21 protein-coding genes are annotated in these 23,027 nt (G+C 41.8%); 7 read left to right on the forward strand and 14 right to left on the reverse strand.

All coding sequences use genetic code 11. From position 1 onward, the window contains the following. A complete protein-coding gene (locus Q0058_RS02125; protein WP_298221085.1) occupies nt 1-3,222 on the reverse strand; it encodes a SusC/RagA family TonB-linked outer membrane protein in 3,222 nt (1,073 codons plus the stop codon). Between the two features lie 194 nt (nt 3,223-3,416). On the opposite strand from Q0058_RS02125, the gene Q0058_RS02130 reads away from it, so the two are divergent. Continuing rightward, a complete protein-coding gene (locus tag Q0058_RS02130; protein WP_298221086.1) occupies nt 3,417-4,016 on the forward strand; it encodes a ribonuclease HII in 600 nt (199 codons plus the stop codon). Nucleotides 4,017-4,041: 25 nt separating this feature from the next. Here the strand turns inward: Q0058_RS02130 and lipB are convergent, their stop codons facing one another. After that, entirely contained in the window at nt 4,042-4,767 is a 726-nt protein-coding gene (gene lipB / locus Q0058_RS02135; RefSeq protein WP_298221087.1) for a lipoyl(octanoyl) transferase LipB, read from the reverse strand. A 265-nt stretch (nt 4,768-5,032) separates the two neighbouring features. Between lipB and lysS the strand changes: the two genes are divergently transcribed. Beyond that, a complete protein-coding gene (lysS, locus tag Q0058_RS02140; protein ID WP_298221088.1) occupies nt 5,033-6,742 on the forward strand; it encodes a lysine--tRNA ligase in 1,710 nt (569 codons plus the stop codon). A gap of 68 nt (nt 6,743-6,810) precedes the next feature. Here lysS and Q0058_RS02145 read toward each other — a convergent pair whose 3' ends face one another. The 5 genes from Q0058_RS02145 to Q0058_RS02165 all read right to left on the reverse strand — a co-directional run bounded on the left by Q0058_RS02145 (nt 6,811) and on the right by Q0058_RS02165 (nt 10,618). Then, nucleotides 6,811-7,065, reverse strand: coding sequence for a hypothetical protein (locus Q0058_RS02145; protein WP_298221089.1), 255 nt, complete (start codon nt 7,063-7,065; stop codon nt 6,811-6,813). Between the two features lie 41 nt (nt 7,066-7,106). Further along, nucleotides 7,107-8,066, reverse strand: coding sequence for a transporter (locus tag Q0058_RS02150; RefSeq protein ID WP_298221090.1), 960 nt, complete (start codon nt 8,064-8,066; stop codon nt 7,107-7,109). Between the two features lie 3 nt (nt 8,067-8,069). Beyond that, nucleotides 8,070-9,110 carry a cytochrome c peroxidase gene (locus Q0058_RS02155; RefSeq protein ID WP_298221091.1) on the reverse strand — a complete coding sequence of 347 codons (1,041 nt, stop codon included), beginning with the start codon at nt 9,108-9,110 and terminating at the stop codon, nt 8,070-8,072. Nucleotides 9,111-9,271: 161 nt separating this feature from the next. After that, entirely contained in the window at nt 9,272-10,081 is an 810-nt protein-coding gene (locus Q0058_RS02160; RefSeq protein WP_298221092.1) for an MbnP family protein, read from the reverse strand. A 159-nt stretch (nt 10,082-10,240) separates the two neighbouring features. Further along, entirely contained in the window at nt 10,241-10,618 is a 378-nt protein-coding gene (locus Q0058_RS02165; protein ID WP_298221093.1) for a hypothetical protein, read from the reverse strand. A 121-nt stretch (nt 10,619-10,739) separates the two neighbouring features. Here Q0058_RS02165 and Q0058_RS02170 point away from each other — a divergent pair, with 121 nt between their 5' ends. Both Q0058_RS02170 and Q0058_RS02175 read left to right on the forward strand, forming a co-directional pair. Then, nucleotides 10,740-11,189 carry a hypothetical protein gene (locus Q0058_RS02170; RefSeq protein ID WP_298221094.1) on the forward strand — a complete coding sequence of 150 codons (450 nt, stop codon included), beginning with the start codon at nt 10,740-10,742 and terminating at the stop codon, nt 11,187-11,189. A 72-nt stretch (nt 11,190-11,261) separates the two neighbouring features. Continuing rightward, nucleotides 11,262-11,588: a hypothetical protein gene (locus Q0058_RS02175; protein WP_298221095.1), complete on the forward strand. Its 327-nt coding sequence runs from the start codon at nt 11,262-11,264 to the stop codon at nt 11,586-11,588. Nucleotides 11,589-11,636: 48 nt separating this feature from the next. On the opposite strand, the gene hemL is transcribed toward Q0058_RS02175, so the two are convergent. The 5 genes from hemL to Q0058_RS02200 all read right to left on the reverse strand — a co-directional run bounded on the left by hemL (nt 11,637) and on the right by Q0058_RS02200 (nt 17,220). After that, nucleotides 11,637-12,923, reverse strand: coding sequence for a glutamate-1-semialdehyde 2,1-aminomutase (gene hemL / locus Q0058_RS02180; RefSeq protein WP_298221096.1), 1,287 nt, complete (start codon nt 12,921-12,923; stop codon nt 11,637-11,639). A gap of 3 nt (nt 12,924-12,926) precedes the next feature. Further along, nucleotides 12,927-14,003: a glucosaminidase domain-containing protein gene (locus Q0058_RS02185; protein ID WP_298221097.1), complete on the reverse strand. Its 1,077-nt coding sequence runs from the start codon at nt 14,001-14,003 to the stop codon at nt 12,927-12,929. Further along, nucleotides 13,996-14,898 carry a pyridoxal-phosphate dependent enzyme gene (locus tag Q0058_RS02190; RefSeq protein WP_298221098.1) on the reverse strand — a complete coding sequence of 301 codons (903 nt, stop codon included), beginning with the start codon at nt 14,896-14,898 and terminating at the stop codon, nt 13,996-13,998. Before Q0058_RS02190 ends, Q0058_RS02185 begins: the two co-directional genes overlap by 8 nt. Before the next feature lie 8 nt (nt 14,899-14,906). Next, nucleotides 14,907-16,754, reverse strand: a complete 1,848-nt coding sequence (locus Q0058_RS02195) for a T9SS type A sorting domain-containing protein (protein ID WP_298221099.1) — start codon at nt 16,752-16,754, stop codon at nt 14,907-14,909. A 142-nt stretch (nt 16,755-16,896) separates the two neighbouring features. Next, entirely contained in the window at nt 16,897-17,220 is a 324-nt protein-coding gene (locus Q0058_RS02200; protein ID WP_298221100.1) for a hypothetical protein, read from the reverse strand. A gap of 27 nt (nt 17,221-17,247) precedes the next feature. Here Q0058_RS02200 and Q0058_RS02205 point away from each other — a divergent pair, with 27 nt between their 5' ends. The 3 genes from Q0058_RS02205 (at nt 17,248) to Q0058_RS02215 (ending at nt 20,263) form a co-directional block, all read left to right on the forward strand. After that, entirely contained in the window at nt 17,248-17,424 is a 177-nt protein-coding gene (locus Q0058_RS02205) for a DUF5522 domain-containing protein (protein ID WP_298221101.1), read from the forward strand. Nucleotides 17,425-17,628: 204 nt separating this feature from the next. Next, entirely contained in the window at nt 17,629-19,608 is a 1,980-nt protein-coding gene (locus Q0058_RS02210; protein ID WP_298221102.1) for a urocanate hydratase, read from the forward strand. A gap of 124 nt (nt 19,609-19,732) precedes the next feature. Continuing rightward, nucleotides 19,733-20,263, forward strand: a complete 531-nt coding sequence (locus Q0058_RS02215) for a DUF4136 domain-containing protein (RefSeq protein ID WP_298221103.1) — start codon at nt 19,733-19,735, stop codon at nt 20,261-20,263. A 210-nt stretch (nt 20,264-20,473) separates the two neighbouring features. On the opposite strand, the gene Q0058_RS02220 is transcribed toward Q0058_RS02215, so the two are convergent. Continuing rightward, nucleotides 20,474-20,917, reverse strand: coding sequence for a PaaI family thioesterase (locus Q0058_RS02220; protein ID WP_298221104.1), 444 nt, complete (start codon nt 20,915-20,917; stop codon nt 20,474-20,476). Between the two features lie 17 nt (nt 20,918-20,934). Continuing rightward, complete coding sequence (locus tag Q0058_RS02225) at nt 20,935-22,998, reverse strand: thiamine pyrophosphate-dependent enzyme (protein WP_298221105.1); 2,064 nt, start codon at nt 22,996-22,998, stop codon at nt 20,935-20,937. Between the last annotated feature and the right edge of the window lie 29 nt (nt 22,999-23,027).

Genomic DNA, 23,027 nt, shown 5'->3' on the forward strand with positions numbered 1-23,027 from the left:
TTAAAATGATAAGTTAAAGTTAAAACCAAATCTCTTAGAAGAAGGCCCTGTTAAATAATCAAAGCCCTGTCCGTTACCAACACCTAAACTCATAACTTCAGGATCAAAATTGATATATTTAGGGAAATTGAACGCCTTAAACCATAAATTTTGCCCAATAAACGAAATTGATATTTTACCAAAAGGTGTTTTCTCTAAGTATTTTTTTGGCAAGGAATAAGACAAAGATATTTCTCTTAATCTTAAATTAGTAGCATCATAAATTCCTTGCTCACGGATTCGCAATCCAGAATTATCAAACCCATATTGCGTATAGCTGATTTGAGTCGTATTGATGTTTCCACTTTGATTGACACCAGGTAATACAACAGTTCCTGTTCTGTCGTAATCCGTGTCTTTTGTTGACCCTCTTGACAACAACGAAGCTGCAGTTGTGGAATATACATCGCCACCTTTCTGATACTCCAATTGAAAGCTTAAAGTCAAATTCTTGTATCCGATTTCATTAGAAAGGGTCGATCTCCACTCTGCATTAGGATCTCCAATAATTCTGTACGGATTAGCTGTACTAGTATCATCATTGCTGACGTAATTTCCATTATCCCCAACAATATAATTTCCATTGACATCACGAGCAATTGAACTACCTACGATAACACCATACGGCTGACCTGGTATTGCAAAATTCCCCAAATTAGTAAAACCTGCAATTCCAATTTGTCCCACAGTACCACCTAAACTTTCTACGATATTTTTGTTTTTGGTGTATTGAATGGAACCGTCCCAAGTGAATCCGTCAGTTTCTGAACGTATAATGGAGAAGTTTAATCCAAGTTCGATTCCTTTATTACTTACTTCAGCGATGTTATCAGCAATACTAGTATAACCTGTTGATGGATCTAATTGTCTATCGATGATTAAGTCTGTTGATAGCTTGCTGTAAAGCGATAAATCCACTCCTATTCGGTTATCAAAGAACTTACCTTCAAGACCAAATTCTAATTCTTTAACCAATTCTGGCTTCAACGCCTTATTACCTAATTGTCTGCCAACTGTTGGAGCTATTGTATTCACTACTTGTCCATCATTTGACAAGAATGCATTAGAATTCACACCTAAACCAATCTCTGTCTGATACGGATCAGGAAAACCTGCAGAAGATCCGTAACCTAATCTTAGCTTAAGAAAATTAACAGCACTGCCTTTCAAATATGAGAAAGCATCTGTTGGCACAAATGATAATGAAGCAGAAGGATAGAACAACGATCTGTTATCAGGTTGCAAAGAAGAAAAATAATCATTTCTACCTTGAAGGTTTAAATATAAATATTTTTTAAATCCAATAGTAGCACTAGCATACAATCCAATAATATTGAAGCTTTCAACACTAGATGCAGAATCATGCTTTTCAAAATTATTATGCTGATTAAGCCCGTACAACACTTGTAATGTACTTAAGGTTGTAAAGAAGTTTTTAGATTCTTGTCTTGGATTAAAACCAACAGTACCGTCCAAATTCCAAATACCGTCTTTGTCTATTTTGGTATCAAAATTATAACTTACAGTATGGTCAAATATTGTGTTTTCTCTAACTGATGTCTGCATGTATCCATCATTATCATCCGGTTGTCCATTACCTTTATTGATATAAAACTTCTTGTTTTGAATGTAGTTATCCAAAGACAATCTGTATGACACCGAAGACCAATCATTAATTTGATAACTGGCTGTAAAATTTCCAAAAAATCTTCTAACTGCTTCATCATCACTTGAATTTTTCAAAGTCCATCTAGGATTAGGAATATCTCCTGCTGGTCTGTAATAAACTGAAGAGCGATCTTTAGGATTTTCGTATGGCAAATTAAACAAATCTATACTTCTTGGTGTATAAAAAATATTCGCAAATACTGAAGGATAGGCCGCGTTAGATCCGAAACCTGCAGCTGTTGGAGGTGCAGATTTATCGGTACGTACATAATTCATAACGGAGCTCAACGTAAATCCGTTGGCAAGTTTGGTAGAACCTCCCGCACTTAAATTTAAACGTTTGTATAAATTGTTTTCAATAAATCCTTCATCTCTTGAATTTCCAACATTTAAATTATAAGATGTCGTTTCAGAACTTCCACCAATGTTAACAGAAGTTGTCGTTACAATTCCTGTTCTAAAAAAAGGTCTCACATTATTATGTGATGTATAAGGAATCTGGTTGGCTACTGTATTCCCATTTTCATCGTGGAAAAATTGAGGAAACACCTCGGGACCATAAAATGCATAGGGATGAGGAACAGTGCCTTCTGCACTAATTCCTTGAGAACCCCTTGTATCAAAACTTGGCCCCCAGTTTGAGAAAAACGGACCATAGTTATTGTCAAATCCTCCACCATAGTGGTTTTGATATTCCGGAAGGGAAGAAATTTGAGTCATGTACATCGATTGGGAAAAATTTACCGCCATCTTTTGATTCGTAGCACCAGCTTTTCCAGATTTAGTAGTCACTAAAACTACTCCACTTCTACCTGCAGAACCATAAAGCGTAGTAGCGCTCAATCCTTTGAGGATACTTATCGACTCAATATTATTAGGGTCTAGATCCAAAAATCTGCTAGATGCATTTGTAGCACCTTGAACAAAATTTCCGTCAGAGTTTGTGTCCGAATTAAAAGGAACTCCATCCACCACAAATAATGGTTGGTTACTGCCCGTAATGGAAGAATATCCACGAATGATGATATTAGTTCCTGAACCTGACAAACCACTCGTTTGTTGGATGTTCACTCCAGGTGCTTTTCCGGTCAAAGCTCTCACGACATCCGTAGAAGGTTTCGACGCAAAATCCTCAGCTTTAATTGTTGTCACAGCATAACCAAGTGCTTTTTTCTCTTTCTTAATACCTTGGCTGGTTACTACGACTTCACTTAATTCCTCACCTCCTGACTTCATCGCCATATTAACCGTATTGGAAGCCCCTACAGTTGCTGATGCGTCTTTCATCCCGATAAAAGAGAAAACCAGAACATCTCCAGCTTTTGCTTTTATAGAATATTTTCCATCAACGTCGGTTTGGGTTCCCTTTTTGGTGCTTTTAATAATAACATTGGCACCTGGAAGCGGTCCTGTTTCATCAGAAACAACCCCAGTAACAGTTTTCTCCTGTGCAAAAGCAAACTGCATTGATAACGCTATGCATAGCGCAAAAATCCATTTGAACTTCGATCTCATATAAATTATGTTTGAGTTAGATATCCCGCAAACTTCTTAATTAATTCTTAAATAAACAAATATAAATTCCTAATATATTTTTACAACCGTGTTAAAAACGATAGAGAATTATTTATTTTATACGAAATAAGCCTATTATCACTCAATTAAATCATTAGTTTTGTCTGCTTTCTTATATTTTTAATAAAAATAAAATGCTCTCGCCCAACCATTCTGCTTTTGCACTCGAAACCGGAACCGATGAAGCCGGTCGGGGCTGTCTTGCCGGACCGGTAACCGCAGCAGCAGTGATATTACCCATCGATTTCCAAAACGAATTGCTTAACGACTCCAAACAATTGTCGGAAAAAAACCGATTTAAACTCAAACCCATTATAGAATCGCAGGCCGTTTGTTACGCAGTGACTCATTTGGAACCAAAAATCATTGACGAAATCAACATCCTCAATGCTTCCATAAAAGCCATGCAGGAATCCATTTTAAAACTAAACCCGACCCCTGAATATATTATAGTAGACGGAAACCGATTCAAACCTTTAAACAACATCCCGTACAGTTGCATCATCAAAGGCGATTCGAAATACTTAAGTATTGCCGCCGCTTCGATATTAGCCAAGACTTATCGCGATGAATACATGGACAAAATTCACGAAGAATTCCCGATGTATAACTGGAAAAAAAACAAAGGCTACCCGACGCCCGAACACCGTGAAGCGATCAGAAAATACGGCACGACGAAATACCATCGGATGAGTTTTCGATTATTACCCGAACAATTGGAATTGGAGTTTTAGATTGTAAGACTGTAAGATTTTAAGGCTATAAGACCTTAGAAGATTGCGTTTCAGGAACAAAAGTACATTCGAACAAATCCGCAAAATGACGCAGGATTCTTTCTTTCACTTGCGCTTCATCAATTTTAGCAACGCCAAGCTCTACATTTAGTGAAGTCACCGCTTTCCCGCGAATGCCACACGGAATGATATTATCAAAATACCCCAGATCAACATTCACATTCAAAGCAAAACCATGCATTGTCACCCAACGCGACGCCCGCACGCCCATCGCACAAATTTTGCGCGCAAACGGCGTTCCGACATCAAGCCAAACACCGGTTTCCCCTTCACTTCTCGCAGATTCCAAACCATAATCCTTTAAAGTAAGAATGATGGCTTCCTCCAAAAAGCGTAAATATTTATGAATATCGGTAAAGAAATTTTCCAAATCCAAAATCGGATAACCCACAATCTGTCCGGGCCCATGATACGTAATATCACCACCGCGGTTGATCTTATAAAACGTCGCGCCTTTCGCCTCAAGCTGTTTCTCATTCAAAAGCATGTTCGATGCATCGCCACTTTTTCCAAGCGTATACACATGCGGATGCTCGACAAACAAAAAATGGTTCGGCGTTTCGAGATCGGTTTCCTCACGACGGTTCCGGATTTTCAGATCAACAATGTCCTTAAAAATTGTTTCCTGATAATCCCAGGTTTCCTTATAATCGCGCAAGCCCAAATCCTGAAGCTGGATCGTTTTATTCATACTATACTAATGAAGCGCAAATTTACAAACTAAATCCATGTGAAGTTTATTTTTATTTTAGGAGCAGCCAATCTGTCTTCATCAGAACACTTGTCCCGCTATCCGCTAAATCTTTCGCGTCGAACGCCGCCGCAAAAGGATACCGCTGCTATCGGGGCTAATTCCTGAACTTTTTCATCACAAATCACGATTGAAACTTTCCCAAACGACACCTTTGTAACTTTCCAACTTATACCTACATTTGCAGTCTTAAAATCACAAAGAAATGGCCTTATCCGAACAAGAAATATTACGCCGCGAAGCCCTTACCGAATTGCGCAACCTAGGCATCGAACCTTATCCTGCGCAGGAATTCGTCACCACCGCCTATTCTAAAGACATTCTCGATAATTTCGAGCAGTACGAAGGAAAAGAAGTCGTACTCGCAGGCCGGCTGATGGGAAAACGCATCATGGGCAAAGCCTCGTTCGCCGAACTCAAAGATTCTGAAGGCCGAATTCAGGTTTATGTTTCCCGCGATGACATTTCTGACGACGAAGAAAAAACCATGTATAATGTAGTGTTCAAAAAACTGCTTGACATCGGTGATTTCATTGGCGTTCGCGGCACCGTTTTCAAAACACAAGTAGGAGAAATCTCCGTTCATATTTACGGATTGACCGTTTTATCCAAAGCACTAAAACCATTACCAGTAGTAAAAATCGACGCTGATGGAAAAGCCCACGACGCTTTTGCCGATGCCGAACAAAGATACCGACGCCGCTACGTTGATTTAACCGTCAACGACCACGTCAAAGAAACGTTTATCAAAAGAACCAAACTGTTCAATGCGATGCGCTCTTTTTTTAATGACAAAGGCTATTTAGAAGTCGAAACTCCGGTGTTGCAACCTATTCCTGGTGGCGCTGCGGCACGTCCGTTTATTACGCACCACAACTCGCTCGACATTCCTTTGTATATGAGAATCGCAAACGAATTGTATCTCAAAAGATTGATCGTCGGTGGTTTTGAAGGCGTTTACGAATTCTCGAAAAACTTCCGCAACGAAGGCATGGACCGAACGCACAACCCGGAATTCACCGCGATGGAAATCTACGTAGCCTACAAAGACTATAACTGGATGATGACTTTCACGGAAAATTTACTGGAGCATTGCGCCATCGCCGTCAACGGAACTACAGAAGTGACTTTCGGCGAACACCAAGTAAATTTTAAAGCACCGTACGCCCGCGTGACGATGACCGATTCCATCAAACATTTCACCGGTTTCGATATCTCAGGAAAAACCGAAGCCGAATTATACGAAGCCGCCAAAGGTATGGGAATCGAAGTCGATGCGACAATGGGCAAAGGAAAACTCATCGATGAAATTTTCGGCGCGAAATGCGAAGGCAATTACATTCAACCTACTTTCATTACTGATTATCCGAAAGAAATGTCGCCTTTGTGCAAACAACACCGCGACAATCCGGAACTCACCGAACGTTTCGAACTTATGGTTTGCGGAAAAGAAGTCGCCAATGCGTATTCGGAACTCAACGACCCGATCGATCAGCGCGAACGTTTTGAACACCAAATCATGCTGTCTGAAAAAGGCGATGACGAAGCCAACGGTTTGATCGACGAGGATTTCTTACGCGCTTTAGAATATGGAATGCCTCCAACTTCAGGCTTAGGCATCGGAATGGATCGTTTGATGATGTATTTAACCAACAACAGTTCGATCCAGGAAGTGTTGTTCTTCCCGCAAATGCGTCCGGAGAAAAAGCAAGTTCAGATCGAACTAGAAGATGAAGAAAAATTAGTAGTTGCGCTTTTAAAAACGAACGACAACAGCATGGATTTGTCCGCGCTCAAAGCCAAGTCAGAACTCAGCGGCAAAAAATGGGATGCCGCAATGAAAGGCTTGTCAAAACACGGTTTGGTTAAAGTCGTTGTTGATGGCGAGAAGAAAACTGTGGAACTGATCGGATAATATTCAAAATTTATTACATAAAAAAAGGAACCCGAATTGGGTTCCTTTTTTATTTGGTATGCTGTAAATCAACTATTAGCCGCCATCGTAGCCGCAAAAATAGATCCGAAAAGAATGAAGCAGAAAATGACCAAAGCCAGTACAATTCCCGCCAAAATCAGATAGGCTTTTGCCCAGTTCTGACGGTTTGGATTTTCGTTGCTGCCGAAAGCATACACAAAAAGTAAAACAATTCCAACGACAGGAATCGCCAACAGCAATAAAGTTTTGAGCCATTCCTTGACCGATAAAGGCTTTGGATTTGAATTTTCTAAGGTTTCCATATTTTGTTTTGTTTTGGTTATGAAGCTAATATAAACAAAATTTACAAACCGTAATTCAAATTGACCGACCAACGGTATTGCGCCTCGACATTGCCGCCGGAAAGATTTTGATGAATGGGAAGCATCGTATTGATACCAAACGAGAACTTACCTTTACCCATTTCAACGCCGAGTTTGCTGAAAAGAATATCGCCCGAAGTGTTTTCGAGTTTTTGTTTTCGTTGGTGATTGCTGCCGTAAACTTCGCCCGCAAAACCGAGTTGTGGCGCGAGTGAAAAACGCTCTTTTTCATACAAATAGAAAAAAGTGCCTGCGTAATTGAACTGGTTCCCAAAACGATAAAACTTCTGGTTTTCAGATTTCACGATATAATTGAGCATCGTATTGAAACCGAATTGCTTCCTTTTTACGGTGTATTCCGAAGCCAAAATGTAATCCCAACTACCAGTGCCGACTTGAAAACTCGGATTTAAACTCCCTGAATTGGTGTCGTTAAACTTTCCCGAAGGTGCTTTGACGCCGCCGCCAAGCTGTAAAGTATGCACTAAAACCGTACTGTCTTTATGGGTTTGATACAAACGATACATGGCTAAAACCGTGGCATCGCCCAAACCTTGAATGTCTTGTTTCCCTGTTTTGGTATCTCTAGAATGGAAATGATAAGGCAACAACACCGAAAGCTGGATATTCTTGAAAACTGGAATTCTAACCCAAACCTGAACCGTATTAAAGTTCTCGTCGTACCATGGCGAATTGCTGTACAGGCCATCGGAACTTTTGTATTGCTGGTTGAAATAACGGATGCCTACAAAATTCGCATTGAGCATCGAAGCGAAACCCATGCTGCCACCACTCGCGGAACAACCACAGGCGTCGCAGTCATCGTCTTCTTCAATCATGAAATGGTATTTTAAAAATGGATTTTTTCTAACCAAACTGTCTTTTTCTGTAGCATATCCGAATTGGAAAGCCAATAGAAAGATTAATAAATATTTTTTCATCTTTTAATATTCTGCAAGTTTTGGATGGGTCAAAAACTCATTATCGGTTAATGTTTTTAAGAAAGCAACAAGTTTGGTTTTTTCAGTAACGGTTAATGGAATTCCGAGCACACCATTGGCATTCAAACTCGCATCTAAATTTTGTGTATTGGCAACTCCAGAACTATAATGATTCAGCACAGCATCTAAAGTGTAAAACCGTCCGTCATGCATATAAGGCGCAGTCTTTTCGATGTTGCGCAAGCTCGGCACTTTAAATTTGTAACGGTCTTGTTCTAATTGGGTAACCCTAAAGCGACCGATATCATTGACTGCTGGATTGATTGGCAAACCATTGTTGCGAAACGAGTTATCCGTAAAAATATCCGTGGCATGACATGAAGCGCATTTTTGGTTGAAAATGGCATAACCGTCCAATTCGTCTGTTGACAAATCACCGCCGGATTCGTTTCGGCGATACTTATCAAAACGCGAATTGCTCGAGGTGGCCATCACCATAAATTGTCCCAATGCTTTGAGCATGTTTTCGGAATTGATTTGTCCGTCCGCAAAAGCCAATTTGTATAGCCTTTGGTATCCGACATCGTTTTTCATCATGTTGATGGCGTTGGTAAAATTGCCATTCATTTCGATCGGACTGGTAAATGGAATAATCGGTTGCAAATCGAGATGGGTTGTCGCGCCGTCCCACATGAAAGCGGTTTGGTACGCTAAGTTCTGAATCGGCGGCGTGTTTCGGGTTCCGATCGCATCGCCTACACCATGACTCACCGAATGACCGTGATGCGTGAAAGCATCTTGCTGGATGTGGCAAAAACCGCAGGAAACAATTCCGTCTGACGCCAGGCGACCATCGTAGAATAATTTTTTTCCGAGTTCAAATCCTTTTTCGGTGAGCGGATTGTTTGATAAATCGTAAGCCAAAGGTGGAAAATTGCTGGGAACGCGATAGTCGATAGGCAGGTTTTGATAGTCTTCAGAATCGTCGTTGGAGCAACTCCAAAGCAAGGAAAGTGCTGCTATAAAACAGAGTATTTTTTTCATGACTGAAATTTTTAGCCCAGATAGCAATGAAAAGCCCGGAGCACTTATGCCTTACCCTTGTTGGCGAAAGACAGCGACCAACGGAAGCTGGCTTTTGCTTTACAAGGGTTGGCGTAAGTGTGAGGACTTGTAATGTATAGCTGGATTAGCTTCTGATTAAATTAATCGTTATGCACGTGATTAACCGTAAACATTCCAGAAAGATTGGCTGTAATTAATGGCAAATTAGCGCCACCCATAATCATCGCACCCATGCCACCCATGTTGTTGTCGGTGAGTTTTACTTTGTTGGTGCCATCGATGATTTTGGCTACGTCGGCAAAAATGTGAACGTCTGGCGTAATTGTGGTTCTTACCGTAGCTTGTTCCGGCAAATTGAGCGTGATTTCGGTATAGTTATAATCCGTTCCTGTTTGTCCGGTGTGTACCATAAATTCGGTGTCGGTGGCCACGGTTGCTGATGTGAACATGCCTTCGAATTTTACGAATTTGTATCCGGCACTCCAGGACCACATCATGCCTTTGTCTTGGGCTAAAGTTAAGAAGTCGCCTTGTCCTGTTGCGCCTAAGTTAAATTGTTCCTGATCTACTCCGATTCCGAATTTCACTTTGGTGTAGTTTCCAGCTGGAACATTGGTTAATTCAATGGTTTGGCTGGCCTCATCTGATTCATCAATAATGAAATAGCTTTCGCTTTTGGGTACGGTATAAGTTGTGCCGTCTTCTTTGGTCAATACGATGTTGCTCACGATATATTTGGCATCAGAAATCTTTAAATTTTCGCCTTCAGAAGTTGTGTTTACTTGTGTGTTAAGGATAAGATTTGCGCTTCCAAAAACGTTGTCGAATTCGAGACCGATGGATCCTTCGCCAGTAATGGTGTTTGTTGCGTCGTTGTCGTCGTTTGAACAGGAAGCGAATGAGAAAGCGATCGCTAAAGCAGCGATAATGGTTTTAAATTGAAATTTCATTTTTATATTTTTTATTCATTAATGTTTATAGAAAAATCGTGCTTGAAAAAGTATATTTTCAAACAGTTTGGGCAAGTTTGCCCGGTTCATTCAACTATTGGTTTTGATTGAATGAACGATACGGAACGAAAGACAGGCTTTGTTCCTCACAATAAAACATTAAGCAATAAAAATGGGCGGATGGAAAACCGAATGGTTTAACTTGTAACAGTAGAGATTCGAGTAATAGTTTGAGGCAGTTCGTTGGGTTCTTGTAACAAATGCTTCAGCTACCAATGATTTTATATCCTGAAAAAAAAGTTCTTCTATCGGATGTTTGGCATTGTCTTTCTTGTCGGGCGACATGGGTTTTTCGGCTTCTGCAGCTTTGGCGAGTTCTTTCATCAAATGGCATTTTCCGTTGCAATGCATTTTTGGTTTAGCCTTGTTGACGCAAAGTGTTTTGGCGATGTAATCATAGTTGACAATGTATTCTATGACCGGGAAAACCGGTTTTAGAAATACGGACAATGCTATGATGATAATGGCTTTTTTCACGAAGCGAATTTACGAAATAGAAACTGTTTTTATTTTGTTAAAGTGGAATAAATTTACATCCGATTTAAACTATCTTCGAATCCGATTGTCATAGCAGCACATTTTAAAAAAATCTATCCTTATGAAAAAACTAGCGTTAATGGTGTTATTGGTTGTAGGAATCTCAACTTATGCACAAGAAGAAAAAAAAGAAGCCGGAAAAGGCGCTGAAAGAGAACGTCTTTCGCCCGAACAAAGAAACCAGTTGCAACTCAAACGACTGACGATGGATCTCAACCTGAATGAGTCCCAACAAAAAGAAATCGGAAAAATCATTGCCGAACAAACCGAGAAGCGGGAAAAAATGAAAACGGAGCGCATGGCCAATAAAGAAAAAGGGACCAAACCTACCGCCGACGAAAGATTTGCCCGTGAGAACCAAAGACTTGACGAACAGAAAGCTTTAAAAGCCAGAATCCAGAAAGTGTTGACTCCGGAGCAATTCGAAAAATGGGAAACCATCAAAAAAGACAACATGGAGAAAATGAAAAACCGCATGGAAAAAAGAAAGGATAAAAAATCCGAAGAATAATTAAGCCAACAAATTTTGAGGTTTCGAAAATAAAAATTAGATTTGGTTTCTATTTTTAATCAAACACAAATTATGAAAAAAATTATTGCTATCGTCACTATGCTATTAGCCTTCACGGTAAGTGTTAATGCACAAGATAAAAAAGTTTCTAGTCAAGAAGCAGCACAAAAAGATATCGCTGCTTTAAGTGCTAAAGTAACCATGTCTGAAAATTTGAAAAAAGACTTAACGACGCTGATGGTGATGAAACATGATGCACTGAATGATGCCGCTTTAACTCCGGAACAAAAAGAACATGCGCGTGAGGGTTATGAGCGTAAACTTCTAACGGGCTTAAACAAAGAGCAACGTGAAACTTTGATGAAATATCCTGAGTTATTGAAAAAAGTAACGCACTAAAATTTTAAAATCACAAAAAAAGCCCACTGTTTAGTGGGCTTTTTATTTTTATAAAGTTTGTGCCACTTTACGAATGGCAGCAAGTGTATGGTCTAAATCTTCATAGGTTAACGCATCTGTGATAAACCAAGTTTCATAAGCCGATGGCGCTATATAAATTCCTTCGTCTAATAATCCGTGGAAGAATTTTTTAAAGGTAGCATTATCACCTTTAGCAGCACTTTGGAAATCAGTTACTGGAGCCGCATCAAAATGCACAGAAATCATGGAACCTAGCCGATTGATTGTAAAATCAACCTTAGATTCAGAGAGAATTTCCCTGATGCCATTTTCTAAATAAGCGGTTTTCTCCTCGAGTCTTTTGAATAGTCCAGCGTCTTCATTGATGCCTTTCAACATCGCCAAACCTGCAGCCATAGCCAACGGATTTCCCGATAAAGTTCCCGCTTGATAAACCGGTCCGAGTGGCGCAAGATGGTTCATGATTTCAGCGCGTGCGGCAAAAGCTCCGACGGGCAATCCGCCACCAATGACTTTACCGAAAGTGACGATGTCGGCTTTAATATTATACAACTCCTGAACGCCACCTTTAGCCAGCCTGAATCCGGTCATGACTTCATCAAAGATCAGCAAGATGTCGTTTTCCGAACAAAGCACCCTTAATCCTTCTAAAAATCCTTTTTGAGGCGGCACACAACCCATGTTTCCCGCAACAGGTTCAATAATAATCGCGGCAATTTCATTAGGATTGGCAGCAATCAATTGGGCGACATTCTCCAAATCATTATAACGCGCCAGTAAAGTATCTTTTGCAGTTCCGGCAGTAACGCCCGGACTATTGGGTGTTCCGAAGGTACTGGCCCCGCTTCCGGCCTGAATTAAAAACGAATCCGAATGTCCGTGATAACAACCCGCGAACTTGATGATTTTATCTTTTTTGGTGAATCCTCTGGCCAAACGGATCGCGCTCATACAAGCTTCCGTTCCTGAATTGACGAAACGTATTTTCTCAATGTTCGGCACCATCGAAATCGCCAAACTCGCAATTTCTGTTTCGAGTGCTGTTGGTGTTCCGAAGGAAGTTCCCAATTTGGTTCTTTCAATAACCGATTCCACTACAGGAGCATAAGCATGACCTAAAATCATCGGCCCCCAGGAATTGATGTAATCGATATAACGGTTTCCGTCCTCATCAAACAAATAAGCCCCTTTGGCGCTTTTGATAAAAATAGGCGTTCCTCCTACCGCCTTGAATGCGCGCACAGGAGAATTGACACCACCGGGAATCACTTGTTCCGCTTCAGCAAACAGCTGACTACTTCTTTGGTATAACATGTTTTATTTCACTTTAATATTTTGGCCGACCGATAGTGCATTGTCCTGCAGGTTGTTTTTCCGTTTGAGGTCGTCAATGGAAATGTTGAATTTTTTGGAAATGGAATATAACGTATCGCCTTGGCTGACCTGATATAAATCAGCACTTGGAGTAAGTTGATTGCTGAAATTCGTAGCCGTAAATGGTTTACCCAAAACTTCCGCATCATATTGATTAAGTTGATAGCGTTCGATAATCGCTATGAGCTTTTCGGGATATTTCGGATCGGTCGCATAACCCGCGTTTTTCAAACCTCGCGCCCATTGCTTATAGTCGTCCTTTTCCAATTGAAATAAAGGTGCATACCAAGTTCTGCCAATTAAAAACTGTGAATGATCCTGAAACGATTGCATCGATTGGTCGTACTTCCTGAAACATTCCTGTTCCTCGTCATCGTCATATTTGATGCTTGGTCCGTTCCAGTCTTTGTGGCATTTGATTCCGAAATGGTTGTTGGCCAAAATACTCAGCGGACCGGTCCCTGCACCGGATTCCAATATCCCCTGACCCAAAATAATACTCGCCGGAATACCGAACTGGCGCATATTGCTTTTGGCGATTTCGCGGTACGTTGCTATGTAGTCTAATACCATCGCAGTAGTCACTTTAACGCGTGTCGTAGCTTCTAAAATTTCCGTTTTGGAATAAACGGTTTCTGTCGCGTTCGATTTGTTTTCTTCTTTAGCGGCCTCGTATTTCTCTTCGATTTTTTTTATTTCTACGGTTGTTGCGGTTTCTTTTACCGGCGGTTCTTCAATCTTTTTTGGAGCTACTGCAACCGGAGTTGTTTTTTGAGGAATGCTTTTAACGGCAACTGGTTTTGAAGAGGGCGTTTTGGATGGTGACTTTTTTGAAGCCGTCGTTTTTGAAGTTGCAGCTTTGGTCGGTGCTTGTTTAACCGAAGTGGTCTTTTTTGTAGTCGTGGCTACTCGTGGCGCAGGTTTCCTGTAGGTAGGTTTGGTCGTCCGAACCACAGTCTGCGAACTATTGCAGCTTATCAGCGCGACCATGAAAACAAAAAGCAATACCTTTTTAATCATTTTGGGTAATCAGTAATGGTGATTTTTTCTTTTTCAGTTTGATGTTCATGCCTTCAATGCCTTGCAATCCGCCGGTGTGAATCATCAAAATTCTGGAACCTTTTGGAAAATAACCTTTTTGTATTAAATCCATAACGCCAAAAACCATCTTTCCAGTATAAATCGGATCTAAAGAAATATCAGTCTTGAGATAAAATTCATTGATAAATGCAATCAATTCAGGGCTTACCTTAGCATATCCACCGAAATGATAATCTAAAATTAAATCCCAATTTTGGTTCGTGGCAAAGCTACAAATTTCTTCTTTCAAAAAATCACCTTTGAGCGCCGGAAATCCTAAAACTTTCTGATGTGTTTGCGCGCTGTTAATCAATCCTGAAATCGTTCCACCGGTGCCGACAGCACAACAAATAAAATCGAAATCCGCATCAGTTTGGGTTAAAATTTCTTCGCATCCATTGACCGCCAAAGCGTTGGTTCCGCCTTCTGGAATCAGATAAAACGAACCCCATTTTTGTTCGAGTTCGTTCAGAAAAGCAGTTTCTGTTTTGTGGCTGTATTGTTCTCGTGAAATAAATTCGAAACGCATCCCGCATTCCTGCGCAAAACGCAAAGTAGGATTTTCAGCAATGGCTGTAGCGAGTTCATCGCCGCGAATGATGCCGATGGTTTGGAATTGATTCAATTTTCCAGCCGCAGCAACCGCCGCAATATGATTGGAGAACGCCCCGCCGAAAGTAAGTAATTGTTGTTGGTTTTCAGCTTTCGCCTGAAGCAGATTGTATTTTAATTTCCGGTATTTATTGCCCGAAACAAAAGGATGAATTAAATCTTCACGTTTGATCGACAACGAAACATCCGAAAATCCTGAAATCGGTTGGTTGGGAATATTCAAGAACAAAGTTATTGGCCGTTATAAACCTGGATTTTTTTGCCAAAGTTCTGGTTGTTTTGGGTGATAATTTTCACAATATACATTGCGTCACTTATGTTTGAGGTTGGAAACTGAAACCTATCTTTAGAACCGATATTGATCTCATTAAAAATCAACTTTCCGGTGATATCATACAAACTGACCGATTTGATGGCCATCGCGTGAGGATTCAAAACGGTTAAAGTTTGAGCAACATTGTTTTGCAACACTTCAAAACTGTCCGAATTCAAGACCGGAACCTCTAAAGCAGCATTCACAAAAGTGATTTCATACTGCGTGTTGTTGACTCCAGCGGGCAAATTCATTTCATACTCGCCATTGACGATATCATAATACAGATCGCTGTTTTTGTCGTGCAAATAAACATTTGAAGTACCGTCAAAATTGATGATCTCGCCGACTTTGATTCTGAAATTCGAAGGAACGGCATTCTTAAAGCCAATCGGAATTCTTTTGCTGATATCAAAATCAATCACATCAATGACATATTCGGCATTGTCAACTACAAAATACATATCGGTATCGCTCGCCGTATCGGGCGATTTGGCGTCCATAGCGAAATCAGCTCCATCAGTAGCTGCAGGATGAAACGCGAGTGAAACCTGACGGATTGCCTGGTTGTCGAGCAAAGTATTGAATTTGATTTGCGGAATTGGTTTCGTGCTTACGGTCGTATAATCGAACCCTGAAACCGAAGGAATCTCAGGCAGGAATTCATCAGCATTCGATGTCTGAGCTGCCGAAGAATGTCTTTCAAACTGCGAATAATTGGCCGCGCCTTCTTTTTGATACACCCTGAAATTATTGCTCATGCTTACGGTTCCGGTACTCGAACCTTCGAGCATAAAACCTTGCCCAATAGGACAAAAACGTCTTTCATAACTCGATCCGCTTCCTACGCTTCCGAGTTGGGTTCCGGCACCATCATAAGCATAAAATACGGCTGGGGTGTATACGCCCATCGTGCCATAAGGCGCAACATTCGAACCACCCACCGGAGAATAAGTCCCGTAACCGCCTTTATAAGCGACCAGGTTGTGCGAATTGACCGTTTTGTCTTGTTCCCAGAAATAAGCGACACCTGTAGAATTCGTGGCTGAAAGTAAGAACGCTTTCAAATCAATCGCAGAAGGATACGGATTTCCGGTTAAGGTTCGTTTTCCGGCCGCAACATTAATCGTAATATCACCATCATTCGGCCTTCCTCTGAAATCATAACGCTGTTTGCTTCCGGGATTGTTATTGACCCCTGCGTCGGCAAAAGTAGCATCCGTACCGCCGGTGCCTTTCATTGTAAATCCTTCTCCAGGGTTAATGGATGTGCCGCTGTAAACGCCTATCCATTGGGAATATAGCGCAGATGACAGGAATTTGAAAATCCAGCCTTGAGAAATACTCAGCGGATTCGAAATACCATTGTAAGAACTCATGGGCAACATGACCGCCGGTGTACTTGAAGTATTTGATGTAGGCTGATGCAACATCGTAATTCCGAAACTTTCATTACCCGAAGCCGTTATAGAATTTCCAACCGGTGAACACCAGTAATTGTAAGTGAAAGCATTCGCACTTCCTTCCTGAAAAACAGACAATTTTCCAGCTCCGGCATTTGACGAACTTCCCGTTTTGGCCTGCAACAATTGCGATTGGTTTCTCAAATAAATATCGCCTGTATTCTGAATATTGACCTCTTGTTTTACATAGAGATATTTATCGGCCACATACACGTAATTGTTACTAACATACAATTGCGCAAAATTATTTTGGGAAACAAACAATAGTAAAACCACAATCGGACAAAGTGCAAACTTTCTCATTTTCATATTTTTAGACGATAAAAGTAAAAATAAATTTTAAGAAAAAAAGCCGATTTTACTAAAAAAACCAATATTCCATCGCTCGTCGAGAATAACGGTTGTTCATCTATAAAAACCAGGAAAAACTTTTCATTTTAGCGTGTTAAGATTTCAAAAACTTCCAAAAACTTCTCGATTTTAGATAGTCAAGGTCTTTTTCATTTGCATAAGCTTCTCGTTCAAAAATCACATTCCTATAAGCTTTATTTTTGTCGCGATAGCGAATCAGTTTCACCAAAAAATCCAATCCGTACCAAACAAAAAACGGAAGCACGAGCAACTCCAACTGCTGCCGCAAATGAATGCGTTCGTGGTTCACCGTCACCAAGTCGTGGCGGTCTTCGTGATTCCGCACAAACACAAACGGAAACAACGTCATGCCGCGATACCCTTTCGGAATTAAATATTTAGAAACAATTAAAAACATGCGCTAAACTTGCTATTTTTGTACGTGATGAACGACGAAAATAACGAAAATAAACCAACCGAAGGCGAAGATTTCTACCTTACGCCCGAAGGCTACAGATGTTTCACCGAGAAGTACCATCTCAAGCGCGGCTATTGCTGCAAAAGCGGCTGCCGGCACTGCCCTTACGGATTCGATAAAAAAACAGGCAACATCAAAAAATAATGGGGCGTTCCCCTGCGGGTCAGGCTTTCGCACTCGCTTTTTTTGCGTCGCTCCGCGCCACAAAAAAGAGCTCAAACAAATGCTTCAATCCTTAACGCAACCTTTCATAAACCAGAAAAAACTCCTTAACTTAGCCACTCAGACCCGAGCCTAGAAAAGGCGAATAGAACAAAGTTAAACTCAGTTACTCAGCAACTCAAGAACATGACTTTTCAAGAACAAATACAACAAGGAATTCCAGCCGTTTTGCCACAACCCAAACCTTTCGATGCCACGATCAACCACGCACCGAAACGCAAAGAAATCCTTTCAACTGAAGAAAAAAAATTAGCACTGCGCAACGCCTTACGCTATTTCGATGCGAAACACCACGCCGAATTGCTGCCGGAATTTGCCAGCGAACTCGAAACCTACGGACGCATTTATATGTACCGTTTTCGTCCCGATTATAAAATATACGCACGTCCGATTTCCGAATACCCGGGAAAATGCGAACAAGCAAAAGCCATTATGCTCATGATCCAAAACAATTTAGATTATGCCGTGGCACAACATCCGCACGAATTGATTACTTATGGTGGCAACGGTGCTGTGTTCTCCAATTGGGCGCAATACCTTTTGACGATGCAATACTTGTCCGAAATGACCGAAGAGCAAACGCTCGCGATGTATTCGGGCCACCCGATGGGATTGTTCCCATCACACAAAGACGCCCCAAGAGTGGTTGTCACTAACGGTATGATGATTCCGAATTATTCAAAACCAGACGATTGGGAAAAATTCAATGCTTTGGGCGTTTCGCAATACGGGCAGATGACTGCCGGAAGTTATATGTACATCGGCCCGCAAGGCATCGTACACGGAACAACGATTACCGTTTTAAACGGTTTCAGAAAAATAAAAAAATCCCCGAAAGGCGGCTTGTTCGTCACTTCAGGTTTGGGCGGTATGTCGGGCGCACAACCCAAAGCCGGAAACATTGCGGGTTGCGTCACCGTTTGCGCCGAAGTCAATCCAAAAATCACACATATCAGACATTCGCAAGGTTGGATTAATGAAGTCATAGAAGATATTAACGAACTCGTACCGCGTGTCAAAAAAGCACTTGAAAACCAAGAAGTAGTTTCGATTGCTTATCTCGGCAATGTCGTCGATATTTGGGAACGTTTCGACGCCGAAAACCTCCACATCGATTTGGGTTCTGACCAGACTTCGTTACACAATCCTTGGGCAGGCGGTTATTATCCTGTCGGAATTTCATTTGACGAAGCCAACACTTTAATGGCAGAAAACCCCGAACTGTTCAGACAAAAAGTGCAGGAAACTTTACGCCGACATACCACAGCCATCAACAAACACACCGCAAAAGGCACTTATTTCTTCGATTACGGAAATGCCTTTCTACTCGAAGCTTCGCGCGCCGGAGCCGATATCATGGCCGAAAACCACATCGATTTCCGTTATCCGAGTTATGTGCAGGACATTATGGGCCCGATGTGTTTCGACTACGGATTTGGGCCGTTCCGTTGGGTTTGCGCTTCCGGGAAACCAGAAGATTTAGCTAAAACCGATGCGATTGCCTGTGCTGTTTTAGAGGAAATGGCGAGAACCGCACCACCAGAAATCCAGCAACAAATGCAGGACAACATCCAATGGATTAAAGGCGCGCAGGAAAACAAACTCGTCGTAGGTTCCCAAGCGAGGATTCTCTACGCCGATGCCGAAGGTCGCGTCAAAATTGCCGAAGCGTTCAACCAAGCGATTGCGAAAGGCGAGATTGGTTATGTCATTTTAGGCCGCGACCATCACGACGTTTCAGGAACAGATTCACCTTACAGAGAGACTTCCAATATTTATGACGGTTCGAGATTTACGGCCGATATGGCGATACAAAATGTGATTGGCGACAGCTTCCGCGGCGCCACTTGGGTTTCAATCCACAACGGAGGCGGTGTCGGTTGGGGCGAAGTGATTAATGGCGGTTTTGGGATGGTACTCGACGGTTCTGCTGATGCTTCAAGACGCTTGCAGTCGATGTTGTTTTGGGACGTCAATAACGGAATTTCTAGAAGAAGCTGGGCGAGAAACGAAGGTGCGATTTTCGCCATCAAACGCGCGATGGAAACGCAGCCTTTGCTCAAAGTCACGCTGCCAAATCAAGTGGATGATGCGTTATTGGGTTGATTGATTTTCCTAGTTTGAGTTTTTTGGTTTTTCAACTGTTAAACTATTGAGAAAGACGGTTTTTGTTTTGCCGATTTCACTAATTTTGAATGGCTTTAGCCCTGAAATTAAAAAAATCTGCAAAATGAAAACACTAAAAATCCTACCCGTACTTTTATTCCTGTTGGCTGGCTGTAGCTCCGTGCATGTCAACACCGATTACGACAAGAAAGTCGATTTTTCGCAATATAAAACTTACGCCTACTATAAAACCGGCATCGATAAAGTGGAGATTTCTGATCTCGACAAGAAAAGAATCCTGCGCTCGATTGATGAAGTGATGCTCGCCAAAGGATTCACCAAAAGCGACACTCCGGATTTGCTGATCAACATCAATGCGAAAGCGGAGAAAAACGTCAACGTCAGTCAGTTTTCCATGGGTTACGGCTACGGTTGGGGAATGGGTTGGAGCCCGTATTGGGGAAGTACCACGAATCTTTCCTCATCAACTGATGGCATTCTGACGATTGACCTCATTGATGCCAAACAAAAAGAACTCATCTGGCAAGGCGAAGGCATTGGCTATCTGACGAAAAACATGGATGAAAAAGACGAAAACATCAAAGAATTCGTGACCAAGATCTTGGCACAATATCCGCCGGGACAGAAAAAATAGTTGTCATTAAAAAAGTAGAACCGCAATGTAATGTTGCGGTTTTTTTATGGAACCCAATGCCCTAGCCCGGATGGCAGTGGAAAGCTTTTTGCGAAAGCGGTTTTGTTTTTCTTGTTGACGCAACGCGACCGGCGGAAGCGCTTTCGGGAACTTTAGCAAAACAAACCGATTTTGTGAAAACTTGCAATGGACAGCCGGAATAGCTCCTGACTATTGGTAACCAATTTTTTCCGTCAGTTCCATTTTGCTTTTCATGAAATTTCCGGAACCGCGACCTACTTCCCTACCTTTCTCGTCGTATAAAATTGAATCAGCGATGAACAGGTTTTTGGATTTGAATTTGACTTCGCCCACAGCCTTTATCAATCCATTTGTCACAGGTCGCAACAGCTGGATATTGAACGACACGGTGTAAACAAAAACATCTTTCACAATCGAATTTACCGCGAAAAAAGCCGCGTCATCAAGCATTTTGAAATAAACCGAACCGTGAATCGCATACGCAGCGTGAAAATATTTATCTTCAACTTTTAACGTAAGTTCCGCTTTCTCGTCTGAAACCTTTAAGGTAATTCCGTTGTATATTTCGGTGTTGACCGGCGCGGACAAATACATCCGCTCAAGTTTTCTATGATGCTCGTTTGAAGTTTCCATTTTTTTTGGAATTAGGGTTAATAGCCCAACAGTTCGTCCATTTTGGCGCGGACTTTATCGGCATTCGGAACCATCGTTTGCTCTAAAGTCATATTGAGCGGAATCGCGGGCATATTTTCCGAACCTATCACCATGACCGGCGCATCGAGATGGCGGAAACATTTTTCCTGGATCATTCCTGCTAAACTTCTTGCAAAGGAATTGTTCGTCGGCTCTTCTGTGACGATTAAGCACTTTTTAGCTTTCTTTACGGATTTTAAAATCGTTTCCTCATCGAGCGGAAATAAGGTTCTCAAATCGATGATTTCGACTTGTTCTTTGATATCCGCCGAAGCATTGAGCGCCCAATGTACGCCCATGCCGTAAGTAATGACTGAAATGGTTTCTTGCTGATCTTGCGGCCAGATTTCCTGAACGGTATTGGCTTGACCGAAAGGCAAGATATAATCTTCAGAAGGTTCGTTGACACGCGCGGCGTCGGTGCCTTTGACTTTACTCCAATACAAGCCTTTATGCTCTAAAATCACTACCGGATTTGGGTCGTAATATGCTGCTTTTAGCAAACCTTTCAAATCCGCACCATTGCTCGGATAGGCAATTTTGATTCCGCGAATATTCGTCAACACACTTTCGACTGAAGAAGAATGATAAGGGCCGCCGCTGCCATAAGCGCCAATCGGCACACGAAGAATCATGCTTACCGGCCATTTACCATTAGTTAGATATGAAGAACGGCTGACTTCCGTAAACAACTGGTTCAATCCCGGCCAGATGTAATCCGCGAACTGCACCTCAACAATCGGCTTCAATCCAACAGCCGACATTCCAACGGTTGAACCTACAATAAACGCTTCCTGAATCGGCGTATTGAACACACGTTCGTCGCCAAATTTCTGCGCCAACGTTGCGGCTTCTCTAAACACACCGCCTAAACGTCCGCCTACGTCTTGTCCGTAAAGCAAACATTCAGGATGTTTTTTCATGAGTTCTTCAACGGCAAACAACGCGCAATCGACCATGACGACTTTGTCTTCGCGCTCGGGATTGCGTTCTCCGACTTCTTCTGTAATCGTGGTTGGCGCAAAATCATGCGTAAACAAATCTTCAGGTTTCGGATCTTCTGCTAATAAGGCTTTATTGTAATCGGCAAGTACTTTCGCCACTGCCGTATCGTTTATTTTTTGAATTTCATCTTTAGTAAATCCAGCGTCGAACAATTGCTTCATCAGCACTGGAAACGGATCACGCAATTGCGCTTCTTCAAGATCATCACGGTACCATTCCATCCGAACACCTGAAGTATGATGATTCAATAAAGGCACTTTTGCATGTACTAAAAACGGTCGGCGTTCCGTGCGCATCGTTTCCAACGCTTTTTGAATCGCTAAATAACTTTCGGTGAAATTCGCACCGTCAATCGAAATCGCTTCAATGCCATGAAATCCTTTGGCATATTCAAATGCATTTTGAGCTCGGGTTTCTTTCGCATTTGCGGAAATATCCCAACCGTTATCCTGCACCAAATACAAAATCGGAAGTTGCTTCAAAGCCGCCATTTGGAATGCTTCGGCCACTTCGCCTTCTGTCACCGATGCATCGCCTAACGAACAAACTACAATCGGTTTTTGCTGATTTCTATCTTCAATGCCGATATTTTCTTTATACCAAAATCCCATCGCAGCTCCCGTTGCAGGAATCGCTTGCATCCCAGTCGCTGAAGATTGGTGTGGAATTTTAGGTTTATCCGCATCGCGCAAACTTGGGTGGCAATAATAAGTTCTTCCACCCGAAAACGGATCGTCGCGTTTCGCCATCAATTGCAACATCAGGTCGTAAGGTTGCATTCCAATACCCAACAACATAGAATCGTCGCGGTAATACGGAAACGCATAATCCTGCGGCAACAACTGCATCGCGAGCGCAATCTGAATCGCTTCATGACCGCGTGAAGTCGCATGCACGTATTTCGAAACCACTTTAAAGTTTTCCTCGTACAGTTCCGTCATCGCTTTGGCGGTCGCCATCGTCGCAAACGCTTTTTCTAAAATGATCTTGTTCAATGTCTTATCTAATACTTCCATTTGCATTTTTATTAGGAGCCGGGAACCTG

The sequence above is a fragment of the Flavobacterium sp. genome, from assembly GCF_027484705.1.
Classification (GTDB): Bacteria; Bacteroidota; Bacteroidia; order Flavobacteriales; family Flavobacteriaceae; genus Flavobacterium.

What these genes read in the sequence shown, in the direction of transcription:
- Q0058_RS02185 (WP_298221097.1), bottom strand. Translation starts at nt 14,003, where the DNA reads ATGATTAAAAAGGTATTGCTTTTTGTTTTCATGGTCGCGCTGATAAGC.
- Q0058_RS02175 (WP_298221095.1), top strand. Translation starts at nt 11,262, where the DNA reads ATGAAAAAAATTATTGCTATCGTCACTATGCTATTAGCCTTCACGGTA.
- Q0058_RS02170 (WP_298221094.1), top strand. Translation starts at nt 10,740, where the DNA reads ATGAAAAAACTAGCGTTAATGGTGTTATTGGTTGTAGGAATCTCAACT.
- Q0058_RS02130 (WP_298221086.1), top strand. Translation starts at nt 3,417, where the DNA reads ATGCTCTCGCCCAACCATTCTGCTTTTGCACTCGAAACCGGAACCGAT.
- Q0058_RS02145 (WP_298221089.1), bottom strand. Translation starts at nt 7,065, where the DNA reads ATGGAAACCTTAGAAAATTCAAATCCAAAGCCTTTATCGGTCAAGGAA.
- Q0058_RS02150 (WP_298221090.1), bottom strand. Translation starts at nt 8,066, where the DNA reads ATGAAAAAATATTTATTAATCTTTCTATTGGCTTTCCAATTCGGATAT.
- lipB (WP_298221087.1), bottom strand. Translation starts at nt 4,767, where the DNA reads ATGAATAAAACGATCCAGCTTCAGGATTTGGGCTTGCGCGATTATAAG.
- Q0058_RS02195 (WP_298221099.1), bottom strand. Translation starts at nt 16,754, where the DNA reads ATGAGAAAGTTTGCACTTTGTCCGATTGTGGTTTTACTATTGTTTGTT.
- Q0058_RS02210 (WP_298221102.1), top strand. Translation starts at nt 17,629, where the DNA reads ATGACTTTTCAAGAACAAATACAACAAGGAATTCCAGCCGTTTTGCCA.
- Q0058_RS02215 (WP_298221103.1), top strand. Translation starts at nt 19,733, where the DNA reads ATGAAAACACTAAAAATCCTACCCGTACTTTTATTCCTGTTGGCTGGC.
- Q0058_RS02225 (WP_298221105.1), bottom strand. Translation starts at nt 22,998, where the DNA reads ATGGAAGTATTAGATAAGACATTGAACAAGATCATTTTAGAAAAAGCG.
- Q0058_RS02155 (WP_298221091.1), bottom strand. Translation starts at nt 9,110, where the DNA reads ATGAAAAAAATACTCTGTTTTATAGCAGCACTTTCCTTGCTTTGGAGT.
- lysS (WP_298221088.1), top strand. Translation starts at nt 5,033, where the DNA reads ATGGCCTTATCCGAACAAGAAATATTACGCCGCGAAGCCCTTACCGAA.
- Q0058_RS02220 (WP_298221104.1), bottom strand. Translation starts at nt 20,917, where the DNA reads ATGGAAACTTCAAACGAGCATCATAGAAAACTTGAGCGGATGTATTTG.
- Q0058_RS02160 (WP_298221092.1), bottom strand. Translation starts at nt 10,081, where the DNA reads ATGAAATTTCAATTTAAAACCATTATCGCTGCTTTAGCGATCGCTTTC.
- Q0058_RS02125 (WP_298221085.1), bottom strand. Translation starts at nt 3,222, where the DNA reads ATGAGATCGAAGTTCAAATGGATTTTTGCGCTATGCATAGCGTTATCA.
- Q0058_RS02200 (WP_298221100.1), bottom strand. Translation starts at nt 17,220, where the DNA reads ATGTTTTTAATTGTTTCTAAATATTTAATTCCGAAAGGGTATCGCGGC.
- Q0058_RS02205 (WP_298221101.1), top strand. Translation starts at nt 17,248, where the DNA reads ATGAACGACGAAAATAACGAAAATAAACCAACCGAAGGCGAAGATTTC.
- hemL (WP_298221096.1), bottom strand. Translation starts at nt 12,923, where the DNA reads ATGTTATACCAAAGAAGTAGTCAGCTGTTTGCTGAAGCGGAACAAGTG.